General features: G+C 68.4%; 19 protein-coding genes and 1 tRNA gene. 13 read left to right on the forward strand and 7 right to left on the reverse strand.

Annotated features, from left to right (window positions below; translation table 11 throughout):
* Positions 1 to 8: 8 nt before the first annotated feature.
* Entirely contained in the window at positions 9 to 1,703 is a 1,695-nt protein-coding gene (locus tag ACWPMZ_RS14200; protein WP_455704713.1) for a CocE/NonD family hydrolase, read from the reverse strand.
* A gap of 109 nt (positions 1,704 to 1,812) precedes the next feature.
* Here ACWPMZ_RS14200 and ACWPMZ_RS14205 point away from each other — a divergent pair, with 109 nt between their 5' ends.
* From ACWPMZ_RS14205 to ACWPMZ_RS14215, 3 genes are all read left to right on the forward strand, one after another.
* Positions 1,813 to 2,508: a GntR family transcriptional regulator gene (locus ACWPMZ_RS14205; protein ID WP_455704714.1), complete on the forward strand. Its 696-nt coding sequence runs from the start codon at positions 1,813 to 1,815 to the stop codon at positions 2,506 to 2,508.
* Between the two features lie 165 nt (positions 2,509 to 2,673).
* Positions 2,674 to 2,910 (forward strand): hypothetical protein, encoded by a 237-nt coding sequence (locus tag ACWPMZ_RS14210; protein ID WP_455704715.1) that lies wholly within the window; start codon positions 2,674 to 2,676, stop codon positions 2,908 to 2,910.
* Positions 2,911 to 2,947: 37 nt separating this feature from the next.
* Positions 2,948 to 3,070, forward strand: coding sequence for a hypothetical protein (locus ACWPMZ_RS14215; protein WP_455704716.1), 123 nt, complete (start codon positions 2,948 to 2,950; stop codon positions 3,068 to 3,070).
* A gap of 3 nt (positions 3,071 to 3,073) precedes the next feature.
* On the opposite strand, the gene ACWPMZ_RS14220 is transcribed toward ACWPMZ_RS14215, so the two are convergent.
* Together ACWPMZ_RS14220 and sppA are read right to left on the reverse strand one after the other, a co-directional pair.
* Positions 3,074 to 3,148, reverse strand: a tRNA-Val gene (locus ACWPMZ_RS14220).
* Positions 3,149 to 3,236: 88 nt separating this feature from the next.
* Positions 3,237 to 5,141, reverse strand: a complete 1,905-nt coding sequence (gene sppA / locus ACWPMZ_RS14225; protein ID WP_455704717.1) for a signal peptide peptidase SppA — start codon at positions 5,139 to 5,141, stop codon at positions 3,237 to 3,239.
* Positions 5,142 to 5,252: 111 nt separating this feature from the next.
* Here sppA and ACWPMZ_RS14230 point away from each other — a divergent pair, with 111 nt between their 5' ends.
* Genes ACWPMZ_RS14230 through ACWPMZ_RS14240 form a run of 3 tightly spaced genes read left to right on the forward strand, consistent with a single transcriptional unit; the run spans position 5,253 to position 8,247 of the window.
* On the forward strand, positions 5,253 to 6,275 hold the full coding sequence (locus tag ACWPMZ_RS14230) for an aspartate carbamoyltransferase catalytic subunit (RefSeq protein ID WP_455704718.1): 1,023 nt from the start codon (positions 5,253 to 5,255) through the stop codon (positions 6,273 to 6,275).
* On the forward strand, positions 6,272 to 7,504 hold the full coding sequence (locus tag ACWPMZ_RS14235) for a dihydroorotase (protein WP_455704719.1): 1,233 nt from the start codon (positions 6,272 to 6,274) through the stop codon (positions 7,502 to 7,504). The genes ACWPMZ_RS14230 and ACWPMZ_RS14235 overlap by 4 nt, the downstream gene beginning before the upstream one ends.
* Entirely contained in the window at positions 7,504 to 8,247 is a 744-nt protein-coding gene (locus tag ACWPMZ_RS14240; RefSeq protein WP_455704720.1) for an SDR family NAD(P)-dependent oxidoreductase, read from the forward strand. The genes ACWPMZ_RS14235 and ACWPMZ_RS14240 overlap by 1 nt, the downstream gene beginning before the upstream one ends.
* A 68-nt stretch (positions 8,248 to 8,315) precedes the next feature.
* Here ACWPMZ_RS14240 and ACWPMZ_RS14245 read toward each other — a convergent pair whose 3' ends face one another.
* The 3 genes from ACWPMZ_RS14245 to ACWPMZ_RS14255 are packed head-to-tail and all read right to left on the reverse strand — an operon-like array spanning position 8,316 to position 11,109.
* On the reverse strand, positions 8,316 to 9,665 hold the full coding sequence (locus tag ACWPMZ_RS14245) for a tetratricopeptide repeat protein (protein ID WP_455704721.1): 1,350 nt from the start codon (positions 9,663 to 9,665) through the stop codon (positions 8,316 to 8,318).
* 34 nt (positions 9,666 to 9,699) lie between these two features.
* Complete coding sequence (locus tag ACWPMZ_RS14250; RefSeq protein WP_455704722.1) at positions 9,700 to 10,368, reverse strand: hypothetical protein; 669 nt, start codon at positions 10,366 to 10,368, stop codon at positions 9,700 to 9,702.
* A 24-nt stretch (positions 10,369 to 10,392) separates the two neighbouring features.
* The gene (locus ACWPMZ_RS14255; RefSeq protein ID WP_455704723.1) at positions 10,393 to 11,109 is read right to left on the reverse strand and encodes an AAA family ATPase; all 717 of its coding nucleotides are present in this window, start codon (positions 11,107 to 11,109) and stop codon (positions 10,393 to 10,395) included.
* Between the two features lie 273 nt (positions 11,110 to 11,382).
* Here ACWPMZ_RS14255 and ACWPMZ_RS14260 point away from each other — a divergent pair, with 273 nt between their 5' ends.
* From ACWPMZ_RS14260 to ACWPMZ_RS14290, 7 genes are all read left to right on the forward strand, one after another.
* The gene (locus tag ACWPMZ_RS14260; protein WP_455704724.1) at positions 11,383 to 12,531 is read left to right on the forward strand and encodes an SPOR domain-containing protein; all 1,149 of its coding nucleotides are present in this window, start codon (positions 11,383 to 11,385) and stop codon (positions 12,529 to 12,531) included.
* 45 nt (positions 12,532 to 12,576) lie between these two features.
* Positions 12,577 to 13,869 (forward strand): DUF418 domain-containing protein, encoded by a 1,293-nt coding sequence (locus ACWPMZ_RS14265; protein ID WP_455704725.1) that lies wholly within the window; start codon positions 12,577 to 12,579, stop codon positions 13,867 to 13,869.
* Positions 13,870 to 13,929: 60 nt separating this feature from the next.
* On the forward strand, positions 13,930 to 14,121 hold the full coding sequence (locus ACWPMZ_RS14270; RefSeq protein WP_455704726.1) for a (2Fe-2S)-binding protein: 192 nt from the start codon (positions 13,930 to 13,932) through the stop codon (positions 14,119 to 14,121).
* Positions 14,122 to 14,246: 125 nt separating this feature from the next.
* Positions 14,247 to 14,729 (forward strand): bacterioferritin, encoded by a 483-nt coding sequence (gene bfr / locus ACWPMZ_RS14275; protein ID WP_455704727.1) that lies wholly within the window; start codon positions 14,247 to 14,249, stop codon positions 14,727 to 14,729.
* Positions 14,730 to 14,799: 70 nt separating this feature from the next.
* Entirely contained in the window at positions 14,800 to 15,873 is a 1,074-nt protein-coding gene (locus ACWPMZ_RS14280) for a 2OG-Fe(II) oxygenase (protein ID WP_455704728.1), read from the forward strand.
* A 64-nt stretch (positions 15,874 to 15,937) separates the two neighbouring features.
* On the forward strand, positions 15,938 to 18,061 hold the full coding sequence (locus tag ACWPMZ_RS14285) for an outer membrane protein assembly factor BamB family protein (RefSeq protein WP_455704729.1): 2,124 nt from the start codon (positions 15,938 to 15,940) through the stop codon (positions 18,059 to 18,061).
* A gap of 148 nt (positions 18,062 to 18,209) precedes the next feature.
* Complete coding sequence (locus ACWPMZ_RS14290) at positions 18,210 to 19,148, forward strand: amidohydrolase family protein (protein ID WP_455704730.1); 939 nt, start codon at positions 18,210 to 18,212, stop codon at positions 19,146 to 19,148.
* A gap of 54 nt (positions 19,149 to 19,202) precedes the next feature.
* Here the strand turns inward: ACWPMZ_RS14290 and ACWPMZ_RS14295 are convergent, their stop codons facing one another.
* Positions 19,203 to 20,711, reverse strand: a complete 1,509-nt coding sequence (locus ACWPMZ_RS14295; RefSeq protein ID WP_455704731.1) for a class I adenylate-forming enzyme family protein — start codon at positions 20,709 to 20,711, stop codon at positions 19,203 to 19,205.
* Positions 20,712 to 20,782: the final 71 nt, after the last annotated feature.

Below are 20,782 nucleotides of genomic sequence, written 5' to 3' on the forward strand. Positions count from 1 at the left end.
CCTCGGATTTATCGAGCCAGTGGCAAGTCGACCCGCGAGCCGGCGTTGCCGCCGAAATGCACTGAAATGCGTGGCGCCGGATCGAGCCGGATGTCCTTCAGGTTGCGCTGGCGCGGGTCGGCGCCCGCCACCACCAGGCGCAGCCGGTCCCCCGCCGGAACGACCCGCGAGACCGGCGTCAGCGCCATCGACAGCTCGACCGGAATGCCCGCCGCGGGCAGTTCGACATCGCGCTCCAGGCCCGAATGCCAGGGCAGGCCGAGCGTGTCGTACGGCGCCTTCGCCAGCTTGTGATGCGACAGCTTGAGCCGGCCGAACGCGATGACTTCCGCCTTCCCATCCGTATGGATCTGGTCGAGATAGACGAAGATGTCGGCCCGCGGATCGCTGGCGGACACCTTCAGGTTGGCGACGGGGTAGCCGATCAGCTTGAGCGGCTGGCCGAGCGGCTCGCCCGTGAAGCTCGCCCCGTGCTCGTTCATCGGCTGCGGCCAGAAGGCGAAGTACTCCGCCGGCGGAAGGTCGTAGTCGACGGTGAATTCGCTGGTGCCGGCTGGCGCCACGGTGGCAACCAGGCTGTCCTTGCCGAGAAACCACGGCGCGCGGACGGATTCGATGCCGGGCAGCTGGTGCGACCGGACGTATCCGCCCGTGCCGCCCAGGCCCTCGACCCAATAGGTCGCCTTGGGTTGGGCGGCGAATTGCGGGTTGGCGCCCTTCAGGTGATGGTCGAAGAACGCGACGATCTCGCCCGGCAGGTCGAAGCCCTTGGGCGGCACGCAGTGATCGCCCGGCCCGACGAGGAGGCGGCTGCTCAGGTTGGCGGCCGAAAGGATGACCTGGCTGGTCGGCTCGTCGCGCCAGTTGCCCCAGAAATACGTCGCGATGCCGGCATTCCGCACCGCATCGAGATAGGTGTACGGGCCGACCTCCTCCCAGAAGCGGTTGCCCGTCAGGCTCGACACGCTGTCGCGAAAGGGCATGCCGTACCACAGCGGGCCCATCGGCGTGTTTGCGGCGTGCTGCGCCACGGCGGCGCGCAGCATCGATCCGTCGCGATCCTCGTCCATCGGGACGGTCGCGAGATCGACCGCCGGCTCTTCATCGGGCCGGGTGTTGAACTGCGCGGTGATGCCGCCGTTGCGGACGAAGGAATACTTGTCGAGATCGCTCGCGCCGATGAAGGCCGCCTTCAGCGCCGGGGGCGCGGTCGTCGCAACCTGGAAGGCCGACCCGCCGAGGTAGGAACAGCCGACCATGCCGACCTGGCCGTCGGAATAAGGCTGCTTCGCCAGCCATTCGACCAGATCGTAGCCGTCGCGGGCTTCGGTCCGGTCCTGGAACCCGCGCCGGCTGCCGAACGAAGCGCCCTTTCCGCGCACGTCCGCCACGGCGACGACATAGCCCGCCTTGATCAGCGAACGCAGCCCGAGGTTGTCGTTAAGCGCCGCTTCGCTGACCTTGCCATCGGGCCCTGTGAAGCGGCCCCGATAGGGCGTGAAGACGAAGATGACCGGCAATTTGGCGGTCGCCGCAGCTCTGGCGTTGGCCGGACGATAGACGCTCATCGCCAGCTTTGTGCCGTCACGCACGGGCACGTAGTGCGAGGTGGAGACGACGTCTGGATAGTCCAGCGCGTTTGCCGCAGGGGCAGCGGCCACGGCGAGCGCGGAGCACATCACGACGGACCTTGCGAAGTTCATCCGAGTTCTCTCTCCCGCCAGCGAAACTCGCAGGTTGGTCGACGACTTCAATAAAAATCGTGATGACGAAATTATTGACAATCTTGTCGCTGATGTCGATGTGATGTTCATGTCCAACGAACTCGTGTCAAATCGCAAGGGCCCGACCGGGGCCGAGATCGCCGACTGGATCCGGTCGCAGATTCGCCGCCAGCGGCTCGTGCCCGGGCAGCGCCTGGTGGAAATCGACATCATTCGCCAGACCGGGGGAAGCCGCTTCAAGGTGCGCGAGGCGCTCCAGCGCCTGTCTGCCGAGGGCCTGGTCGACATCGAGGAATATCGCGGCGCGACCGTCCGCAACGCGACGATGGACGAGGTTCGCCAGCTCTACGAGGCGCGCGGGGCTCTCGAGGGGTTGTGCGCCGCGCGCTTCACACGCGAAGCCACGCCCCAGCAGAAGGAAGACCTGCAGCGCATCGCGCTCGAGATGGAGGACTGCGTCGCCGGCGTGTCGCGCGAACTGTTCGCGCGGCTCAACTCCCAGTGGCACAACCTGATCATGGACGGGGCCGGCAACTTCGTCGTCCGTGAACTGGTCCAGCGCCTGAACACGCCGATCCATCATCTGGTGTTCGAGACCTTCTATCGCGGCGAACGACTGCGCGCGGCGGTGGAGGACCATTCCAAGGTCGTCGAGGCCGTCCTCGCCGGCGATCCCGACGGGGCGGAGCGCGCGATGCGCGCCCACGTGATCAACGGCTTCGCCTATCTCGCCGCGCTCGACCGCAACGTCCACTACGACGACGTGGGTTCTGAAGAGCACTGACCTTAAGGCTGGAAGAATCCGCACCCGGCGTCGTCCGGGATTATTCCGGACGCGCCTTATAAACCGGCGCGCCGGACCATACATAGGGCCCATCGCAGGCAACGGCTTTGTAAGCGCCTGTGGCTGAGAGTCCGTGTGCTCCCGCTTACGACAGGGGAGCGCAACGTGGATTTCAACCGACTCTACTCGGATCACCAGAAACTGCTGATGGAAGTCGCGCGCGCGTCGAGCGTCGCGGTGCGCAACCGGCACGAGGATGCGGCCACGAGCGTCGCGGACAGGATCGGCACCATGCAGCGCGAACTCGGCGCCGACGCGGCACCGGGGTGGGAACTGCTGGCAGGGTCCGTGCAGAACCTGCGCGCTACTGCCGAGGGCGAACCGAGAAGCTTTCCCCTGTGACCTTGCCGAGAGAAATGACCGCGCAGGGAGAAGCCATGTGATCGATATCGTGCTCGTGATCTGCCTGGTCCTGGCGGCCGGCGTACTGGGTCTGGCGATAGCGTCAGACGCGCGCCGCCGGGCGGCCGCACGCACGCGCGAGAACCCGCCCAGGCTCTGAAAATGGTGGGCGCGACAGGGATTGAACCTGTGACCCCACCCGTGTGAAGGGTGTGCTCTACCGCTGAGCTACGCGCCCGTCTCGGCACGGCGAAACGTGGTCGCCCCGGACAGGGGCGGGCCTTTGCCATGGGGCGGCCGGGATGACAAGCCCCGCTTCGAGCCCGTCAGCGGAACAGCAGGAATCCCAGCTTCTGCAGCAGCGATCCCGGCTCCTCGCCGGCGCGCGGCGGCGCCGCTGCTACCGGACATTCGAGGCAGCGGGCCTGCATCCCCTTCATGCGCATGAGGCCCTCGACCCCGGCCAGCGCGCGGCTGGCGAGACCTTGCTGTTGCATCGTGGCCCAGCCGAACATGTCGTAAGGCCCGGTTGCCTCGTCCGTCCCGTCGCCCATCAGGCCGGTCAGGAAGCTGTCGAACGGATCGGGACCGGCCGCAAGATATTGCGGGTGCCATTCGCCCTTGCCCAGCTTGGCCTGCCCGGCCGCCCATTCAAGTGCCGCGTCGAGATCGCCGAACTGGTCGACCAGCCCGACCTGCCGCGCCGTTCCGCCGTCCCACACCCGGCCTTGCCCCAGTTCGTCCGCCCGCTCGACGCTGACGTTGCGCGAGCGCGAGACGAGGGAGAGGAAACGGGCGTAAGCCGACCCGACGCTCGACTGGAGCACAAGTTCCGTTTCGGGCGTGAAGCCGCCCAGCAGGTCGGGCTGGCCCGATAGCGGAGTGGTGCGCACCCCGTCGGCCGTGACGCCGTATTCGGCCAGCGCGCCCTCGAACGTGGGGACCACGCCGAAGACGCCGATGGAACCGGTGATCGTCTCGGGCTCGGCAAATATCCGGTCGCCGGGTGTCGCGACCCAGTAGCCGCCGCTCGCCGCGACATTGCCCATCGACACCGCGATAGGAATGCCCTTCGCCTTGTGCCGCAGGATGGCGCGCCGGATCGCCTCGCCGCCGGTCACCGTCCCGCCCGGCGAATCCACGCGGATCACCAGCGCGGCCAGATCGTCGTCGAGCGCGTCGTCGAGCAGCTTGACGATCCGTTCGGCTCCCGCCTCTCCGGGGCCGGCGCTGCCGTCGCTGATCTCGCCTGCAATGGTCACGACGCCGATGGGCTTGGCGCTGTCGGTCAGGCCGCCAAGGCCGTCTTCGGAATCGACGTCGGCCAGGAACGTGTCGAGGTCGGACGCAGCGAAGGCGCCCGGGCTTTTGTCCCACTCGTCGTCGCCCGCCACTGCTGCCAGCCGTTCGCCCCATTCGACCCTCGTGCCGATCTTGTCGGCGAGCCCGGCTGCGACGGAAGCCTTGGCGAGATCGCCGCCGCTCTGTTCCACCCAGGCGACGATGTCGCCGGTGACCCGGGTGATCTGCGCCTTGGGGCGCGCCTGCTTCACGTTGGCCTGCCACTCGGTCCAGAGCGAGCCGTACAGCGCCTCGGCGTTCTCCCGCGCCTCGGGCGACATGCCGGACAGCAGGTAGGGTTCGACCGCGCTCTTGTAGGTTCCGGCGCGGAACACGTGGGCCTTGACTTTGAACCGCTCGAGCAGGCCCGCGTAGTACAGGTTCGAGCCCCCCGGACCGGTCAGGACCACTCCCCCCATCGGATCGACCCAGACTTCGCTGGCGTGCGCCGCCAGCATCATGGCGTCGTCGGAATAGGCGACCGCATAGGTCAGCACCGGCTTGTCCGTGCGGCGGAAGCGGTCGAGCGCCTCGCCGATTTCCTGCATGTGCACTTGCCCGCCGCCCAGGAAGGTCGACATGTCGAGCGCGATCGCCTTGATCCGCTCGTCCTTCGCGGCCGCGTCGATCGACCGGACAAGGTCGCGCGCGGCGAACTGGCGGCTGGGCACGGCGCTGGACAGCAGCCGCTCGAACGGCGGCACGGTCTGCGGTTCTTCCACCACGGAGCCCGACAGGTCGAGGAGCAGGGCGCCCTCGCGCACCGCGGCGGGGCTGGGGCGCGCAGTGAGCAAGGCGAACAGCGCCCAGAAGAACAGCAGCAGGAACACCAGGCTGAGGCCGTCCTTGATGGCCACCAGCAGGTGCCAGACCTTGCGTGCAAAAGTCATGCTATACCTTCGATTGCGGAGTGCTCGGGCATCATTTAGGAGCCGGAAGCCTCCACCGCCACCTTAAACGGCTTGAGCGGTCAACCGCTCTCGACTAAAGGCCCGGCTTCAATGACATCGCCAGCCGACACCACCCACGCGGGCCGCTATCCGGCCGGCGGGCGGGCGTTCCCGCATCGCCATCTTCTGGGCATCGGGCACCTCGAAACGCACGAGATCCTCTATGTGCTCGACGAGGCGGAGCAATGGGTCCGGCTCAACCGGCAACCGCACAAGCACGCCGACACGCTGGCCGGGCTGACGATCATCAACGCCTTCTTCGAGAATTCCACCCGCACGCTGCTCAGCTTCGAGATCGCCGGCAAGCGGCTGGGGGCCGACGTCGTCAACATGCACGCCGCGCAGTCCAGCGTGAAGAAGGGCGAGACGCTGATCGATACGGCGGTGACGCTCAACGCAATGCGGGCCGATGCCATCGTCATCCGCCACGGATCGAGCGGCGCGGTGGCGCTGATCTCGCAGCGGGTGGACTGCCCGGTGCTCAATGCGGGCGACGGCCAGCACGAACATCCCACCCAGGCGCTGCTCGATGCGCTCGCGCTGCGGCACAAGCTGGCCGAGCAGGGCCGCGCCAGCAGCGACGGGATGCTGGCGGGCCTGACCGTGACGATCTGCGGCGATGTGCTGCACAGCCGCGTCGCGCGCTCGAACATCCTGTGCCTCCAGGCGCTCGGCGCCCGCGTGCGCGCCTGCGCCCCGCCTGCGCTGATGCCGGCCGGGATCGAGGCCATGGGCGCGGAGCCGTTCCACGATTTCGAAAAGGCGCTGGCCGGCACCGACGTGGTGATGATGCTGCGCCTGCAGAACGAGCGGATGAGCGGGCAGTTCATCCCGTCCCCCCGCGAGTATCGCCATCTCTACGGGCTCACGTTGGAACGCCTGCGGCGCTGCGCGCCCGACGCGATCGTCATGCATCCCGGGCCGATGAACCGGGGGGTCGAGATCGACAGCGACGTGGCCGAGCTCGCCGGACAGTCGATCATCACCGACCAGGTCGAAATGGGCGTGGCGATCCGCATGGCCTGCCTCGACGTGCTGACGCGGCGCGACCGCGGGATGGAGGGCTGGAGGTGAAGCAGCAGCGGTCCCTCACCATCACCGGCGGCAGGCTGGTCACGCCGGGCGGCGTCGTGCCCGGCGCGCTGCGCTGTGTGGACGGCCGGATCGCGGCGGTCGGGTCCGTCGGTCCCGAACAGGGCGACGAGGTAATCGACGCGGGGATGAATTTCGTCGCTCCCGGGATCGTCGATTTCGGCGTCTTCAGCATCGACAAGCCGGCCTTCCACTTCGGCGGCATAACGCGCGCGGCCCTGATGCCCGACCAGTCGCCCGTGCTCGACCGGCCGTCCTCGGTTCGCTTCCTCGCGCAGAGCGGCAAACCCGACCTGTGGGTGCATCCGCTGGGCGCGGCGACGGTGGGCCTGGAGGGCACGCACCTCGCCCAGCTCGCCCTGATGCGCGAGGCCGGTGCGCGGGCGGTGGCGACGGGGCGCGGCTGGGTTGCCGACAGCGGCACGATGCTGCGCCTGATGCAATATGCCGCGATGCTCGACATGGTCGTGGTGACCCATGCCGAGGACGGCGGGCTGGTGGGCAATGCGGCGGCCACGGCGGGCGAGATGGCCAGCCGCCTGGGCCTGCCGAGCGCGCCGGCCGAGGCCGAGGCGCTGGCGGCCGCGCGCGACATCGCGCTGGCGGATATCAGCGGAGCCCGCCTGCATTTGCGGCAAGTCACCACTGCCGCCGCGCTCGATCTGGTGCGCGCCGCCAAGGCCCGCGGTATCAGGGTGACCGCCGGCGTCACCCCGGCCCATTTCATGCTTTCCGACCTGGCCTTGCAGGGTTTCCGGACATTCGCCCGGCTCTCGCCGCCGCTGCGCTGCGAGGAAGATCGCCAGGCAGTGGTCGCCGCGATCGCCGATGGGACGATAGACGTCATCGCCAGCGGCCACGACCCTCGCGGGCCGGAGGACAAGCGCCTGCCATTCGCCGACGCTGCGCCGGGCATGGCGGGGGCCGAAAGCCTGCTGCCGCTGACGCTCACGCTGGTGCGCGACGGCGTGATCGGCATGGAGCGCGCCTTCGACCTGCTGGCGCGCAATCCCGCCGCCCTGCTGGGCGTGGACGCGGGTGAGCTGCGCGCAGGCGCGGAAGCCGACATCGCGCTGATCGATCCGGAGAAGCCCTGGGTCATCGATTCGGCGATGATGGCCGCGACCGCGGGCAACACGCCGTTCGACCGGCAGCCGGTCCAGGGCCGCGCCGTCGGCCTGTGGAAGGGCGGCGTCAGGATCGACCACTGATGGCCGGCAGCACGCTCGTCACCGGCGCGGCCTCGGGCATCGGCGCGGCCTGCGCCAAGGCGCTGGCACGGGAAGGGGGCGGGCGACTGGTGCTGGTCGATCGCGACGGCCCCGCGCTGCAAGCGCTCGAGGTGGGCGAGGACGCGCTCCGGTTCGTCGGCGACGTCACCAACGAGGGCCTGTGGCAACGGATGGAGGCCGAGGCCGGTCCGCTCGACAAGGCCGTGCTCAACGCCGGGATCGCCGATGGATCGACGATCGCGGAAACCGGGTTCGCCGACTGGCGGCGCATCCTGTCGGTCAACCTCGACGGCATGTTTCTCTCGCTGAGGACCGCGATGCGGCTGGCAAGCGACGGGGCGGCCATCGTCCTGCTGGGATCGGTCTCGGGCATCCGGGCCGAGCCGGGCACGGCCGCCTACGGTGCGTCCAAGGCCGGGGTGATCCAGCTTGCCATGGTGGCGGCCAAGGAAGGGGCGCCGCGCGGCATCCGCGTCAACGCCATCGCGCCGGGCGGGGTCGACACGCCGATCTGGGACCAGGCGCCATTCTTCCGCGACCTCGTGGCGCAACACGGCGGCGACCGGGATGCCGCGCTCGTCGCCATGGCGAAGATGGCGACGCCGCTCGGGCGCTTTGCCACGGCCGACGAGATCGCCGCGCAGGTGCTGTTCCTGCTGTCGGACGCCGCAGCGACGATTACCGGCAGCGTGCTCGTCAGCGACGGGGGCTACACACTCTGAGCGCAACGAAAAACCCCGCCCGGTGAGGGGCGGGGTTCTCGGTGTCATTCGGGTACGGTGAAAGGTGTTCAGCGCATCGCGAAGCGCACGCCGTTGTCGACTGCGCCCGGCATCGGGCGTCCCTCGGCATAGGCGAAGCAGCCCTGGCCGCCGTTCTTGACCCGGCCGCACATCGCGCTCGATCCGGCCTTGTCGTAGCCCGCGGCGGACACGCGCCAGTACCGCTTGCCCTTCACCAGGGCCTCGGTGATGACCATTTCGTGAGCCGCAAGGTCGGGGTATTTCTTGACGTAGATGCCCCAGGCGCGGCGCGCGCCCTGCTCGCTGGCAAAGCTGCCGAGCTGGACGAGATGCGTTCCATCGGACTGCTTGGCGGCGGCGGCGCGCTCGGCACGCGGCGCGGCGCCCTGGCGGATCGGCGCGGTCTGCACAACCGGCTCCTGGGCGAAGCGCATCGCGTCCTGCACGACCTGGGCCATCGAGCCGCCCGAAGGGGCGATCGTGGCGAAGGCGGCCTGGAAGTCCTCGGGCTTTTCGGCGCGCGGCGGCGGATAGCTCTGCACGGCCACGGCCGGGCCTTCCTCGATCGCGGGCAGTTCGCGCGTCTCGGGCTCGAACGTCGGGATGCTGCGCGCAGCCACGGCCGGCGCGGCAAAGGCGCTCGCTTCGGCGGCAAGCTGCTCCACGCTAGGCGCATTGCCGAGAGCGAGCACGACCGGTTGCCCGGCGTCCACAACACCTGCCGGCGCACCGATCAGGGCGGCGACACGGTGCTGCCAGGCCTCCGGCTGGGCCATCTGCGCCCATTCCTGGATGCGATCGCCGACCTGGTCGGCGGGCACGTCCTGCGCGGCCATCAGCCGGGCCTCCTTCCACATGCCCGAAAGAGCATAGGCATAGGCGAGGTTCTGGCGAATCTTCGGAGTGTTGTCCCCGCCGCGGATGGCGTCGCTCATCAGGCGAACGCCGCGCTGCGGCTGGCCGGCGAGAGCGTAGGCGAGGCCCAGGTCGGCGGTGGCGATGGCATCGTCCCAGTCGTCGAGCACGGCCGACGCCTCGGCATATTTGCCCTGCCCGGTCAGCGCCAGCGCGAGGCTGAGCGCGGTGCGGGTCGAGGTATCGCCCAGCGCCATCGCATCGTCGAAGCTGGTCGCCGCCGAAGCGAAGCGGCCCGCCTCGAGATAGGTCGAGCCGAGCATGGCGCGATAGCCGGCGTTGCGCGGCTCGGCCTGGACGGCCGCCTCGGCACTGGCAATGGCCTTGCTGACCTTGCCTTTGGAGAGGGCGACCTGGGCCTTGCTGGCCGACAGGTCGGCGCGCGGTGCGGCGCCGGTCGAGCAACCCGCGAGCAGGACGCCCGCCATGGCGCTCGTCAGGGCGAACCCGATCGTGCGATTGGTGCGGCTGGTAACGTACATTGTAGGCCCCCTTACGGTCCCTCGGGTGAGTGGTTCAGTCGCGCCTGACCTGTGCGGCCAGGGCTTCGATTTCCGGTATGTCCTTCAGGAAGCGGTCGAGCGCTTCGGTGACGATCTGCTGCGCGCTGCGGCCGCGCACCGTGCTGGCGAGGCGCAGCTTGAGGTGCCGCCGGGCATCGAGGCGCAGCGTGAAGGCGGCGCGCTTCGAGATGTCGTTGGCGGCAAGCGGCGGGCGCTTGGTATTTTCCCGGGCCGGCGAAGCGGCCCTGGCGCGCGATGCGGTAAGGACCGGCTGGGGCCGGGTGGCCGCTGCGACCACCGTGGGTTCCGGATCGTGCGGCTCTTCGTCCGCGACGTTCGGCAGGGCCTGGGCCTTGGGCTTGCGCTTGCGCTCTTCTTCCTCGATCCGCGCCGCGAGTTCCTCGTGCATCGAGCGAACCTTGGGCTTGGGCGAGGCAGTGTCGGTCAGCGCCTCGGCTTCCTCGTTGTGCGGCGCGGGCGTCAGGTGCAGGACCTCGGCCGAGTGGTCGGCGACGGGGTGATCCTCGCCCATGTCGTCCCAGCCCAGATCCTCGAGGTTCTGGGCGGTGGCATGGGCCGTCACGGTCGCGCGCGTGCTTTGCGGGCGCATGGCCGGCTTGGCGCCGCCCTTGCGTGCCAGCAGGGTCGCTCCGAGGGAGGCGAAGGGTTTGGCGTCGCTCATGTCGGCCGAGCTCCCCTCTTCCGCCTACTGGGCGATCCGGCGGCCGAACCCGCCCTGCGGACGGTTCGAACCGGGCATCTGCGAAACACTGCCCGGCGCGGCGAACACGGTGCGGCGGAAATTCCGCTCGAGCCGGTCGGCGATGTAGTGCCACAGCGCCGCCACTTCCTGCGCGCTGCGCCCTTCGGGCTCCACTTCCATCACCGTGCGCCCGTCGATCATCGAGGCGGCAAAATCGGTGCGATGGTGCAGCGTGATCGGCGCGACGGTGCCGTGCTGGCTGAGCGCCACCGCGGCTTCCGAGGTGATCTTGGCCTTCGGCGTCGCGGCGTTGACCACGAAGATCAGCGGCTTGCCGGCGCGTTCGCACAGGTCGACCGTCGCGCCCACGGCGCGCAGGTCGTGCGGCGAAGGCCGGGTCGGCACGACGATCAGCTCGGCCACGCCGATGACCGACTGGATCGCCATGGTGATTGCCGGCGGCGTGTCGATCACGGCCAGCTTGAAGCCCTGCTGCCGCAGCGTGGCGAGATCGTTCGCCAGGCGCGCCACGGTGGTATGGGCGAAGGCGGGATATTCCGCCTCGCGCTCGTTCCACCAGTCGGCCAGCGACCCCTGCGGGTCGATGTCGATGAGTACCACCGGACCGGCCCCGGCGCGTTGCGCCTGAACCGCCAGGTGACCGGACAAGGTCGTCTTGCCCGATCCGCCCTTCTGCGAAGCCAATGCCAATACGCGCAAGGCCTTACCCCCACTGATTGCGGCCGGCGGAGAAAAGTCCGGCCCTTCGCCAACCGGGATCGCAGAACACCCCTAAGTTTGAGTTAACGGCCGCCCGACATGCATGCCTTTTTCGCGCCCGCGGCGGGCATGACGCAAATATCCCGGCGCCATAAAGCTTTTGCTAACGCTGCATTTACTATGGCAGTCTCGTTTCGACGGAGCCGTCGCGGGCAGTGGGGATGGAAGATGCACGTCAAATCGAGGCATGCCTTGCTGGCTTGCGCTGCCGCCATGGCGGCATTCGCAGCGGTGCCGGCCACCGCGGACGTCAAGAGCGGCGTCGATGCGTGGAGCCGCGGTGACTATTCCTCCGCGGTGCGCGAGTGGGAAGGTCCGGCCAGCGCCGGCGATCCCGACGCCATGTTCAACCTGGGCCAGGCCTACCGCCTGGGTCGCGGCGTGCCGGCCGACCAGCGGCGGGCCGAAACGCTCTATGCCCGCGCGGCCAACGCCGGGCACGTGCAGGCGGCCGACACCTATGGCCTGATGCTGTTCCAAGACGGGCGGCGCGAAGCGGCGCTGCCTTATGTCGAGGGCGCGGCAAGGCGGGGCGACCCGCGTTCGCAGTATCTGCTGGGCATTGCCTATTTCAACGGCGACCTCGTTTCGAAGGATTGGGTCAAGGCCTATGCCCTGTTGACCCAGGCCAACGGGCAGGGCTTGCCGCAGGCAGCCGCCGCGCTCGCGCAGATGGACCAGCACATTCCCCTGGCGCAGCGCCAGCAGGCGGCCGCCCTGGCCGCGCAGATGCAGCGCGAATCCGATGCGGAGCGCGGGCGGACCCTGGCCGCTGCCGATCTCGGCGTAGCGGTGACGGCCCCGGGCGCGCAGCCGCCAGGGCAGGCAGGTGCCGCGCCGCAGCTTGCGGCGAACGCGGCCCGCCTCCCGCAGCCGATCGCTTCGGTCGCGGTTTCTCCCTCGGTCTCGGCGGCTCGCGCCGCGGTGGCCGAAGCACGGGCGGCGACCGGTGCCGGCGATCCGGGCGAAGCGGGCGCATCGTTCGCCCGGCCGGGCCGCGCCACGCCGCCCGCCGCCTCCGCGCGAGCCCCTTCGACGCCGGCAGCGGCAACACCGGCGCTGGCCCGCACCGCTCCGGATCGCGCCCCCCCGCCCGCGCGGCAGGCCGCCGCGGCTCCCTCCACGGCCGGGGCATCCGGCCCGTGGAAGCTGCAGCTCGGAGCGTTCGGAGTGCCGGGCAACGCCGAAAAGCTGTGGTCGCGGCTGAGCGGGCGCAGCGAGATCGCCGGCAAGCAGCGCCAGTTGGTGCCCGCCGGGCGCGTGACCAAGCTCATGGCGACCGGGTTCGCCAACCAGACTGCGGCCGACGACGCCTGTCGTTCGCTGAAACGTTCCGGTCAGGAGTGCATTGTCACGCGCTAGGCGTTCGGCTTATTCCCCGCGCGTTTCTGATCGGGGGGAATATCGATGGACGAGGCCGCGGATACGGAGCCGTCGCCGGGCGCGATGGCGACACCGGACCTGCCGGTGCGGAGTGCCGAGCGTATCGTCACGCTCGACCTCATCCGGGGCGTCGCGGTGCTCGGCATCCTGTTCGCCAACATCACCGCCTTCGGCCAGTCGACCACCGCGTATTACTGGCCGCCGGCGATCGAGGGCGGAGCCACCGCGGCCGACAAGGCGATCTGGCTGTTCCAGCTGATCTTCGTCGACCACAAGTTCCGCGGGCTCTTCTCGCTGCTGTTCGGGGCGGGGGTCTACCTGTTCATGGAACGCGCCTGGGCGCGCGGGCGGGGCAGGGGCCTGCAATTGCGCCGTCTGGCCTGGCTGTTCGCCTTCGGCGTGGTGCATTATTTCCTGATCTGGACCGGCGACATCCTCGCCGCCTACGCCGTGACCGGGATGTGGGCGCTGCTGTTTGTCCGCAAATCGGCCGACAGCCAGCTTAAATGGGGCGTCGGGCTCTACATCGCGGGGCTGTTCCTGATGTCCTTCGGCATGGGGGCGAAATATGCCGCGGCCGAATCCCCGGCGATCATGGCCCAGATGCCGGCCGACCAGCGGGCCGAGTTCGAGGACTTCGATCGCAAGGCCATGGAGCGGTCTGAGCGCAAGACCGGGATCTACCAGACCGGCACCTACCCCGAGATCGTGGCCCATCATGTGACCAAGGAAGGCGGGCAATTCATCAACGAGGTCATGATCGTGCCACTGGTCGAGACGCTCGGCCTGATGCTGATCGGCATGGCACTCTACCGCCGCGGCTTTTTCAGCGGAGGTTTCGATGCCGCCGCGATGCGGCGCTGGGGCTGGATCGGGCTGATCGGGGGACTGGCGCTCACCGTGCCGTTTGCCGTCTGGCCCTATCTTGCCGGATTTCCCTATCTGGCGACGGCGGCAAGCTTCAACGCGTTCGCGCGCATCGGGCAGTTGCCGATGGTGCTGGGCATCGCCGCCCTGTTGGCGGTGAACACGCCGAAGATTGCCGAAACGGCGCTGGGCAGGCGCCTGATTGCCGCGGGGCGGATGGCGTTCAGCAACTACCTTGGCACCTCGTTCGTGCTGATGTTCGTGTTCCACGGCTGGGCGCTCGGCCTGATGGGAAGGCTCCACCGGCCAGAGCTGCTGGCGATCGTGCTGCTGGTCTGGGCGGTCATGCTGCTGTGGTCGCCCGCATGGCTCGCCCGCTACCGCTACGGCCCGCTCGAGTGGCTGTGGCGCTGCCTGACGTACCGGAAGCTGTTTCCCAACCGACGGTAGGGATTGCTATTGCAAGCTATTCGCAGTAGAAGGGGCGCCTTCGATGGAGTCGTCCACCCGATGTATATCTGCATCTGCAATGCCGTGAGGGAATGCGAATTTCGCCGTGCCGCGCGCGTGGCAGATGGCGATGCGGAGGCGATCTACGCCGCTTTGGGCAAGGCGCCCCAGTGCCGCCAGTGCATCGACGATGCCGAGGAACTAGCGTTTCAGGAGCGCTCCCTGTGCCGCCGGCCGCAGTTGGCCGCGTAGTCGGCTGTTCCTGACAGTCATTCGCAAAGCCGCAGAAATCCGCCATTTTTTGCGCTTTTCGGTTGCCTTTGCCATGGGCGACTGCGCATTGTCTGCGGGCCGATCGACAACCACGGGGACTGGCCATGAAGGGTGACGAAAAGGTCATCGAGTACCTCAACAAGGCGCTCACCAACGAACTGACCGCAATCAACCAGTACTGGCTGCATTACCGCACCCTGCATCACTGGGGCGTGCGCCGGCTCGCCGAATACGAGCGGCACGAATCGATCGACGAGATGAAGCACGCCGACGTGCTGGCCGAGCGGATTCTGTTCCTCGACGGCTTGCCCAACTTCCAGGCCATGCATCGCCTCAAGGTGGGCGAAACGGTCGAAGAGGTGCTGCGGGCCGACCTGGCGCTCGAGGAAGAGGCGATTCCCCTGCTGCGCGAAGCGATCCGCCATTGCGAGAGCGTGGCCGATTTCGTCAGCCGCGAGATTTTCGCGCGCATCCTCGAAAACGAGGAGGAGCACGTCGATTTCCTCGAAACCCAGTTCGACATGATCGAGCGGATGGGCCTGCAGAACTACGTCCAGTTGCAGAGCAAGCCGGCCGGCGAGGAGTGACGGGCGCGCCGCGCCCCGACTAACTTTCGACCGATTGCGCCGTGACCCCGCGAGGTTCAGTTACGGCAGCATGGCTGACGCGCCCATACGTCTAGTCCCCGGGGATTACGCTCCCTGGTTCAAGGCCCCGGTCATTTCCGGGCGGGCCGACTATGCCTTCGATTCGGTCGCGGGGCGGCACATCCTGATGTTGTTCTACGGCTCGGCGAGTCATGCTCCGGCGGCCGAGGCGCTCGCCCTGGTGGCCCGGCATCGCGGTCTGTTCGACGATATCGGGGCGTGCTTCTTCGGCGTGTCGGTCGATGCCCGGGATGCGTCGGAAGGGCGGATAGCGCAGCAATTGCCCGGCATTCGGCACTTCCTCGATTTCCAGACGAGGGTGAGCGCGCAATACGGCGCCTGGCTGGGCGACCGGCGCTACGATCCGCACTGGCTCGTGCTCGACCGCGAATTGCGCGTGGTCGGCCGTTTCGAGCTCGAACGAGGCGAAGCCGCGCTCACCCTGCTCGCCGCCTTGGTGGCGGCCAGCCGCGACCAGCAGGCGCCCGTCGCCACGATACCCTGGGTGTTCGAGCCCGGCCTGTGCAAGGAACTGATCGCGCTGTTCGACGAGACGGGCGGCGAGCCCTCCGGCTTCGCCCGCGATGAAGGCGGCAAGACTGTCATCGTGGAGGATGCCCACTTCAAGCTGCGGCGCGACCGGATCATCCCCGACGGGCCGCTGAAGAACCACCTGACTCACCGCGTCAACCGCGTCATCGTCCCGGCCATCGCGCGGGCCTTCCAGTTCCAGGCGACCCGCATCGAACGCCACCTCGTCGCCTGCTACGAAGCCGGGGCGGGCCACTTCATGCCGCACCGCGACAACACGACGCTCGGCACCGCCCATCGCCGGTTCGCCGTCACCATCAACCTGAACGCCGACGAATACGAGGGCGGGGACCTGTGCTTTCCCGAGTTCGGCCAGCGCACCTATCGCGCGCCCACCGGCGGGGCCATCGTGTTTTCCTGTTCGCTGCTGCACGAGGTGAAGCCGGTCACCGCAGGCCGCCGGTTTGCCTTCCTGCCGTTCCTCTATGACGAGGCGGCGCGCACCGTGCGCGACGCCAATGCCGACGCCGTCGCCCATCTCGAGCCTCGCTGACGCGCCCTCTGGCGGGCGGGGCAAAGCCTGCTAGTCTCGCGCCCAACGGGAGAGGGAGAGTTGCATGGGCATGACGGGTCTGGCCGGACGGATTGCGGCCGTGCTGGCGCTGGCCTGTGCCGGCTTGGCCCAGGCGCAGCAGGCGGCCGAGTTTCGCCCGGTGACCGATGCGATGATCCAGCAGCCCGATCCGGCCGACTGGCTGAGCTGGCGGCGCACGCTCGATTCCTGGGGTTACAGCCCGCTCGACCAGATCGACCGCGAGACGGTCAGGGACCTGCGCATGGTCTGGGTCCGTCCGCTGCCCGATGGGCACCAGGAGGGCACGCCGCTGGTCCACGACGGGGTGATGTACTTCCCCGGCCCGGGCGACAACGTCCAGGCCATCGATGCGGCGAGCGGAGTGGTGCTGTGGCAGCACCGGCGCCAGCTTCCGGCCGATATCGGCGAGTTCCTCCCGTTCCACGACACCAACCGCAACCTGGCGATCTACCACGACCTGATCATCGCCCGCGGATCCGACGACGTGATCTACGCGCTCGACGCAAAGACCGGCGCGCTGCGCTGGGAAACCACGATCATGGACTATCGCCACGGCGCCAAGCAGAGCAGCGGCCCGATCATCGCCGACGGGCTGGCCATTACCGGCCGTAGCTGCGAGCCCGAGGGCGGGCCCGACGCCTGCGTGATCACGGCGCACGATGCGCTGACCGGCAAGGAAGTCTGGCGCACCAGCACGATCGCCCGGGGCGACGATCCCAACGACAAGAGCTGGGGCGGTCTGCCGCTGGAACAGCGCCAGCAGGTCGGCGCCTGGATGATCGCCAGCTACGATCCGGAATTGAAGCTCATCTACATGGGCACGTCGGTCACCGCGCCCGCGCCGAAGATCAGCCTGGCGGGGGCCGAGCACGACTACCTGTACCACAACTCCACCCTCGCGCTCGACGTGAAGACCGGCTGCATCGTCTGGCATTACCAGCACCTGGTCGACCACTGGGACCTCGACCATCCGTTCCCGCGCTTTCTGATCGACGAGGCTGTCGCGCCCGATGCCGCGGAGGTGCCGTGGGCCAACCCGCGGCAGGACCGGCGGGCCTTCCGCAAGGTGCTCACCGGCGTGCCGGGCAAGACCGGCATCGTCTACACGCTCGACCGCCAGACCGGGCAGTTCCTCTGGGCGCGGCCCACCGTCTTCCAGAATGTCGTCCAGTCGATCGACGGGCGCACCGGGAAGGTAACGCTCAATCCCGAGACCGTGCCCACCGACTATGTGAAGGAGCACTTCACCTGCCCCAGCGCATCGGGCGGCGCGAACTACCAGGCCGGCGCCTACAGCCCGCTGACGAAGACGATGTATTTCCCCGCGCAGAACACCTGCGCCAATGCGCGGGCGATCAAGCCGGATCCCAATGCCGGGCCCTATGCCATGGCGACCCGCCAGGTCCTCGCGCCCGGCGCGGGGGACGATGTGGGCGTGATCCACGCGATCAATGCGATCACCGGCAAGACCCAGTGGAAGCACTCGCAGCGCGCGGGCATGCAGTCGCTGATGACCACCGGCGGCGGGCTGGTGTTTGCGGGCGATGCCGCCGGCCGCTTCCGGGCGATGGACGACCGGACCGGCGCGGTCCTGTGGGAGGTCAACCTGGGCAGCGCGGTGACCGGGTATCCCGCGACCTTCACCGTGGGCGGGCACCAGTATGTCGCGGTCAGCACCGGCCGCTGGCTCAACGACACGTTCACGCCCGAGATCGTGAAGGGGGCGCAGAACGCGATCTTCGTCTTCGCGCTGCCCGATGCCGGGATCGGCGCCAAGGGGCCGGTCAAGCCGCCGGTACGGATCGGCGACGGGGTGGCGACGACCAACGACCCGGCCCTGCAAAGCCGCGCGGCACCCGCACCCATATCGGCAGCGGGCGCGGCCGCGCCGCAGGGCGACGCCTCGACCGGCCGCATCGTCTACCAGCAGCACTGCGCCGCCTGTCACGGGCTCGACTTCAAGCCGGCTCCCGGCAGCCCGCCCGTCCGCGGCGAGGCCTTCATGGCCAACTGGGGCGGCAAGGGGGCGGACGCGCTGTTCGCCTACATCAAGTCCGCCATGCCGCCGGGCCAGGCCGGATCGCTGAGCGATACGGAGTACCGCGCGGTCACGGCCTATGTGCTCGGGGCGAACCGGGGCGGGTGAGAGGCTGCTCTTTGGGGGTGGCCGGCCGGATCGCCCTAAGTATGCCGCTCGCGGTGGGCTAACGCTACAAAAGTAGCGCCGGTCTGACGGGATGGGCGGTTCGTCGGTCGATCGCCGCGCGGCCGCGCCAAGTCGTTACGAAGGTTGCATGAACTATCAGCTCCTTCCTCTCGCCCTGGGCCTTGCCGCCTGCGCGACGACCGCATCCACGCCGGTCGTCCCGCGGCTCGATGCTCACCAGCATCTCGTAAGCCCGGCCTTCGCGCCGATCGTCGGGCTGCCCGAGCGTGACGGTGCGGCGCTCGTGGGCGAACTGGACGCGGCGGGGATCGAACGCGCGATCGTGCTTTCGGTGGCCTACAGCTTTGCCGACGAGCGCAAGGGACTGCCTGACCCGGACGGGCTTTCCCGGCGGGAGAACGACTGGACTTCGGCGCAAGTCGCCGCCCACCCTACGCGCCTGACCGGCTTCTGCTCGGCCAATCCGCTTCGCGACGCCGCCCTGCAGGAAATGGAGCGGTGTCTCGCCCTGCCGGGTATGGTCGGGATCAAGCTGCATTTCGGCAACAGCGGGGTCAGCCTGCGCAAGCCGGAGCATCGCGCGCGCATCCGCGAGGTCGCTCTCCTGGCGGAAAGAAACCGCGCCCCGGTGCTGATCCACATGCGCGCACGGGGCGGGCAGGACTACGGCGCGCAGGACGCGCGGCTGTTTCTCGACGAAATCGTCCCGGCAGCGCCGAATGTAGACATTATCGTTGCGCATCTCGCCTATGCCGGCCCCGGCTACTCGCCCGAAGATAGTGCGATGGCCGAATTCGCCCAGCGCCTGGCAACGGCGCGGCCGGCCTGGCGCCGCGTCTGGTTCGATGTCGCAACCGATGTGGTGGGCGATACGACGCCCGAGGTGGCCGGCCAGATCGCGGACCGGCTGCGCGCGGTCGGGCTTGGCCGCATCCTTTACGGCTCCGACCTCACGGCGCCGGGCGGCTCGATCGGTGAAGGGTGGGCGATCTTCCGCCGCAGGATGCCGCTCACCGAAGCCGAATTCAGGCGCATAACGAGCAACGAACCTCGGTCGCTGCGCTAGGCTTTGCCATGCGCCCTCTTCCGGCCTTGCACCGGGAAACGTGCGGTCGTGGCCTTAGGACTGCAGGATCGGGCCCGAGGGCGGGCGCAGCGCCTGTGACGCTTCGGGCTTGCCGCGGTCGATCCGCACCTCTGCTCCGGCGAATTCGCCCGCCACCGCGCGTGCGCGCAGTTCCTGCCGGGGCACCTTGCCCATCGCATTGCGCGGAAGGGTGGGCAGCGAGACGACCGTGATCGACGGAAACATCGCCAGTTCTTCGGCAATCGCGCCCAGGTCGACTTCACCGTCGGCTACGACGGCAAGCCACAATCTCTCGAACCCGTTGTCCGACGCCGCAAACGCGCAGACGTCGCGGACTCCGGGGCAAGCGCGCACAAGCGCCTCGACATTCTGCGGCAATACCTTGCGCCCGGCGAGATTCATCAAGTCGTCGACCCGTCCGGCGATGGTAAGGAAGCCCATCGTATCGAGCGTGCCAAGATCGCCGGGGTAATACCAGCCACCCTCGGCCGATTTTTCCGGCGCCTGCCCGCGAACGAAATAGCCAGAGACGACCTCTTCTCCGCGAATGCGAACGATGCCCATCGTGCCGGGTGCAAGCGCGCGGCCGGATTCATCGACCGTCTCGACCGTGAACCACGGCAACACACGGCCGGAACTCTCGAGATTCTCGCCCGCCGCCTGGGTATCCAGGCGGGTGACTATGCCGGTCTCGGTGGTTCCGTACCCTTCGATAATCTCTGCATTCAGTCTCGCCCGCACGGCGTGACGTAGCGGTGCCGGAAGTTTCGCCCCACCGCAGAAAACGGTGAGAGGCGTGGTCCTGCGAAAATCGTCGGGAAGCCGGTCGACCAGGGCACGGCAATGCAAAGGGACGACCACGATCGAATCGCTGATGCCCTCCCCAAGGATCTGCTCGGGCGGCTCGTTCGAAGGAAACGCGATACTCCCTTCGGCCTGCCAGGCCTGCAGCGCGGCCAGGAGGCCTCCGATTGAATAGAACGGCATGTAGCAGGCCATCCTGGTGCGTGGCACGGTAAAGCCCGCCTCGATCGCGTGCGCCACCCGCAGATCGATCACCTCGCGCGTCAGAAGCACCGGCTTGGGTTGTCCCGTGGTGCCAGATGAAAGGACGATACATATCGGGTCCTCGCCGACCGGTAGGACGCGCTCGGCCAATGGGGCGGCAGCGCTCATCGCGCGAAGGGCGGCGTCATCCAGGGTGACCCATCCGGCGTCGCTGCTTCCGGCAGGGCCCGCTTCGGTCAGCACCCAGGTGCCTCCCAGTTCCGCCACCATGTCGCTGGTCAAGGTGGCCGCGGGCGGAACGGACAGACTGATCGCGCCGATCCGCTCCAGTGCGAAGAACAGAATCCAGTAAAGCCCGGCATCGGACACATGCAGCACTACGATGTTTTGCCGGGCGATACCCTTGGCGCGCATCCATGCCGCTGTCCGCTCGATCGCACTGACGAGGACTGAATGGGAGTAAGGCCTGCCGTTGACGGTCAGCGCAATGTCGCGACCTGCCGCGGCGCCCCTGTGAAGCAGGGTTTCAAACATGGGAACCTCGATCGAACACGACCTTACCGATAACTCGGGGAACCGTGATTGTCTCGTGTCCGGTGTCCGGC

This window comes from Tsuneonella sp. HG222 (genome assembly GCF_053819185.1).

Bases quoted from the DNA above. Each gene is read 5' to 3' on its own strand.
- ACWPMZ_RS14250 (WP_455704722.1), bottom strand. From the start codon at position 10,368: ATGAGCGACGCCAAACCCTTCGCCTCCCTCGGAGCGACCCTGCTGGCA.
- ACWPMZ_RS14205 (WP_455704714.1), top strand. From the start codon at position 1,813: ATGTCCAACGAACTCGTGTCAAATCGCAAGGGCCCGACCGGGGCCGAG.
- bfr (WP_455704727.1), top strand. From the start codon at position 14,247: ATGAAGGGTGACGAAAAGGTCATCGAGTACCTCAACAAGGCGCTCACC.
- ACWPMZ_RS14260 (WP_455704724.1), top strand. From the start codon at position 11,383: ATGGCGGCATTCGCAGCGGTGCCGGCCACCGCGGACGTCAAGAGCGGC.
- ACWPMZ_RS14295 (WP_455704731.1), bottom strand. From the start codon at position 20,711: ATGTTTGAAACCCTGCTTCACAGGGGCGCCGCGGCAGGTCGCGACATT.
- ACWPMZ_RS14245 (WP_455704721.1), bottom strand. From the start codon at position 9,665: ATGTACGTTACCAGCCGCACCAATCGCACGATCGGGTTCGCCCTGACG.
- ACWPMZ_RS14265 (WP_455704725.1), top strand. From the start codon at position 12,577: ATGGACGAGGCCGCGGATACGGAGCCGTCGCCGGGCGCGATGGCGACA.
- ACWPMZ_RS14270 (WP_455704726.1), top strand. From the start codon at position 13,930: ATGTATATCTGCATCTGCAATGCCGTGAGGGAATGCGAATTTCGCCGT.
- sppA (WP_455704717.1), bottom strand. From the start codon at position 5,141: ATGACTTTTGCACGCAAGGTCTGGCACCTGCTGGTGGCCATCAAGGAC.
- ACWPMZ_RS14200 (WP_455704713.1), bottom strand. From the start codon at position 1,703: ATGAACTTCGCAAGGTCCGTCGTGATGTGCTCCGCGCTCGCCGTGGCC.
- ACWPMZ_RS14240 (WP_455704720.1), top strand. From the start codon at position 7,504: ATGGCCGGCAGCACGCTCGTCACCGGCGCGGCCTCGGGCATCGGCGCG.
- ACWPMZ_RS14280 (WP_455704728.1), top strand. From the start codon at position 14,800: ATGGCTGACGCGCCCATACGTCTAGTCCCCGGGGATTACGCTCCCTGG.
- ACWPMZ_RS14230 (WP_455704718.1), top strand. From the start codon at position 5,253: ATGACATCGCCAGCCGACACCACCCACGCGGGCCGCTATCCGGCCGGC.
- ACWPMZ_RS14285 (WP_455704729.1), top strand. From the start codon at position 15,938: ATGGGCATGACGGGTCTGGCCGGACGGATTGCGGCCGTGCTGGCGCTG.
- ACWPMZ_RS14290 (WP_455704730.1), top strand. From the start codon at position 18,210: ATGAACTATCAGCTCCTTCCTCTCGCCCTGGGCCTTGCCGCCTGCGCG.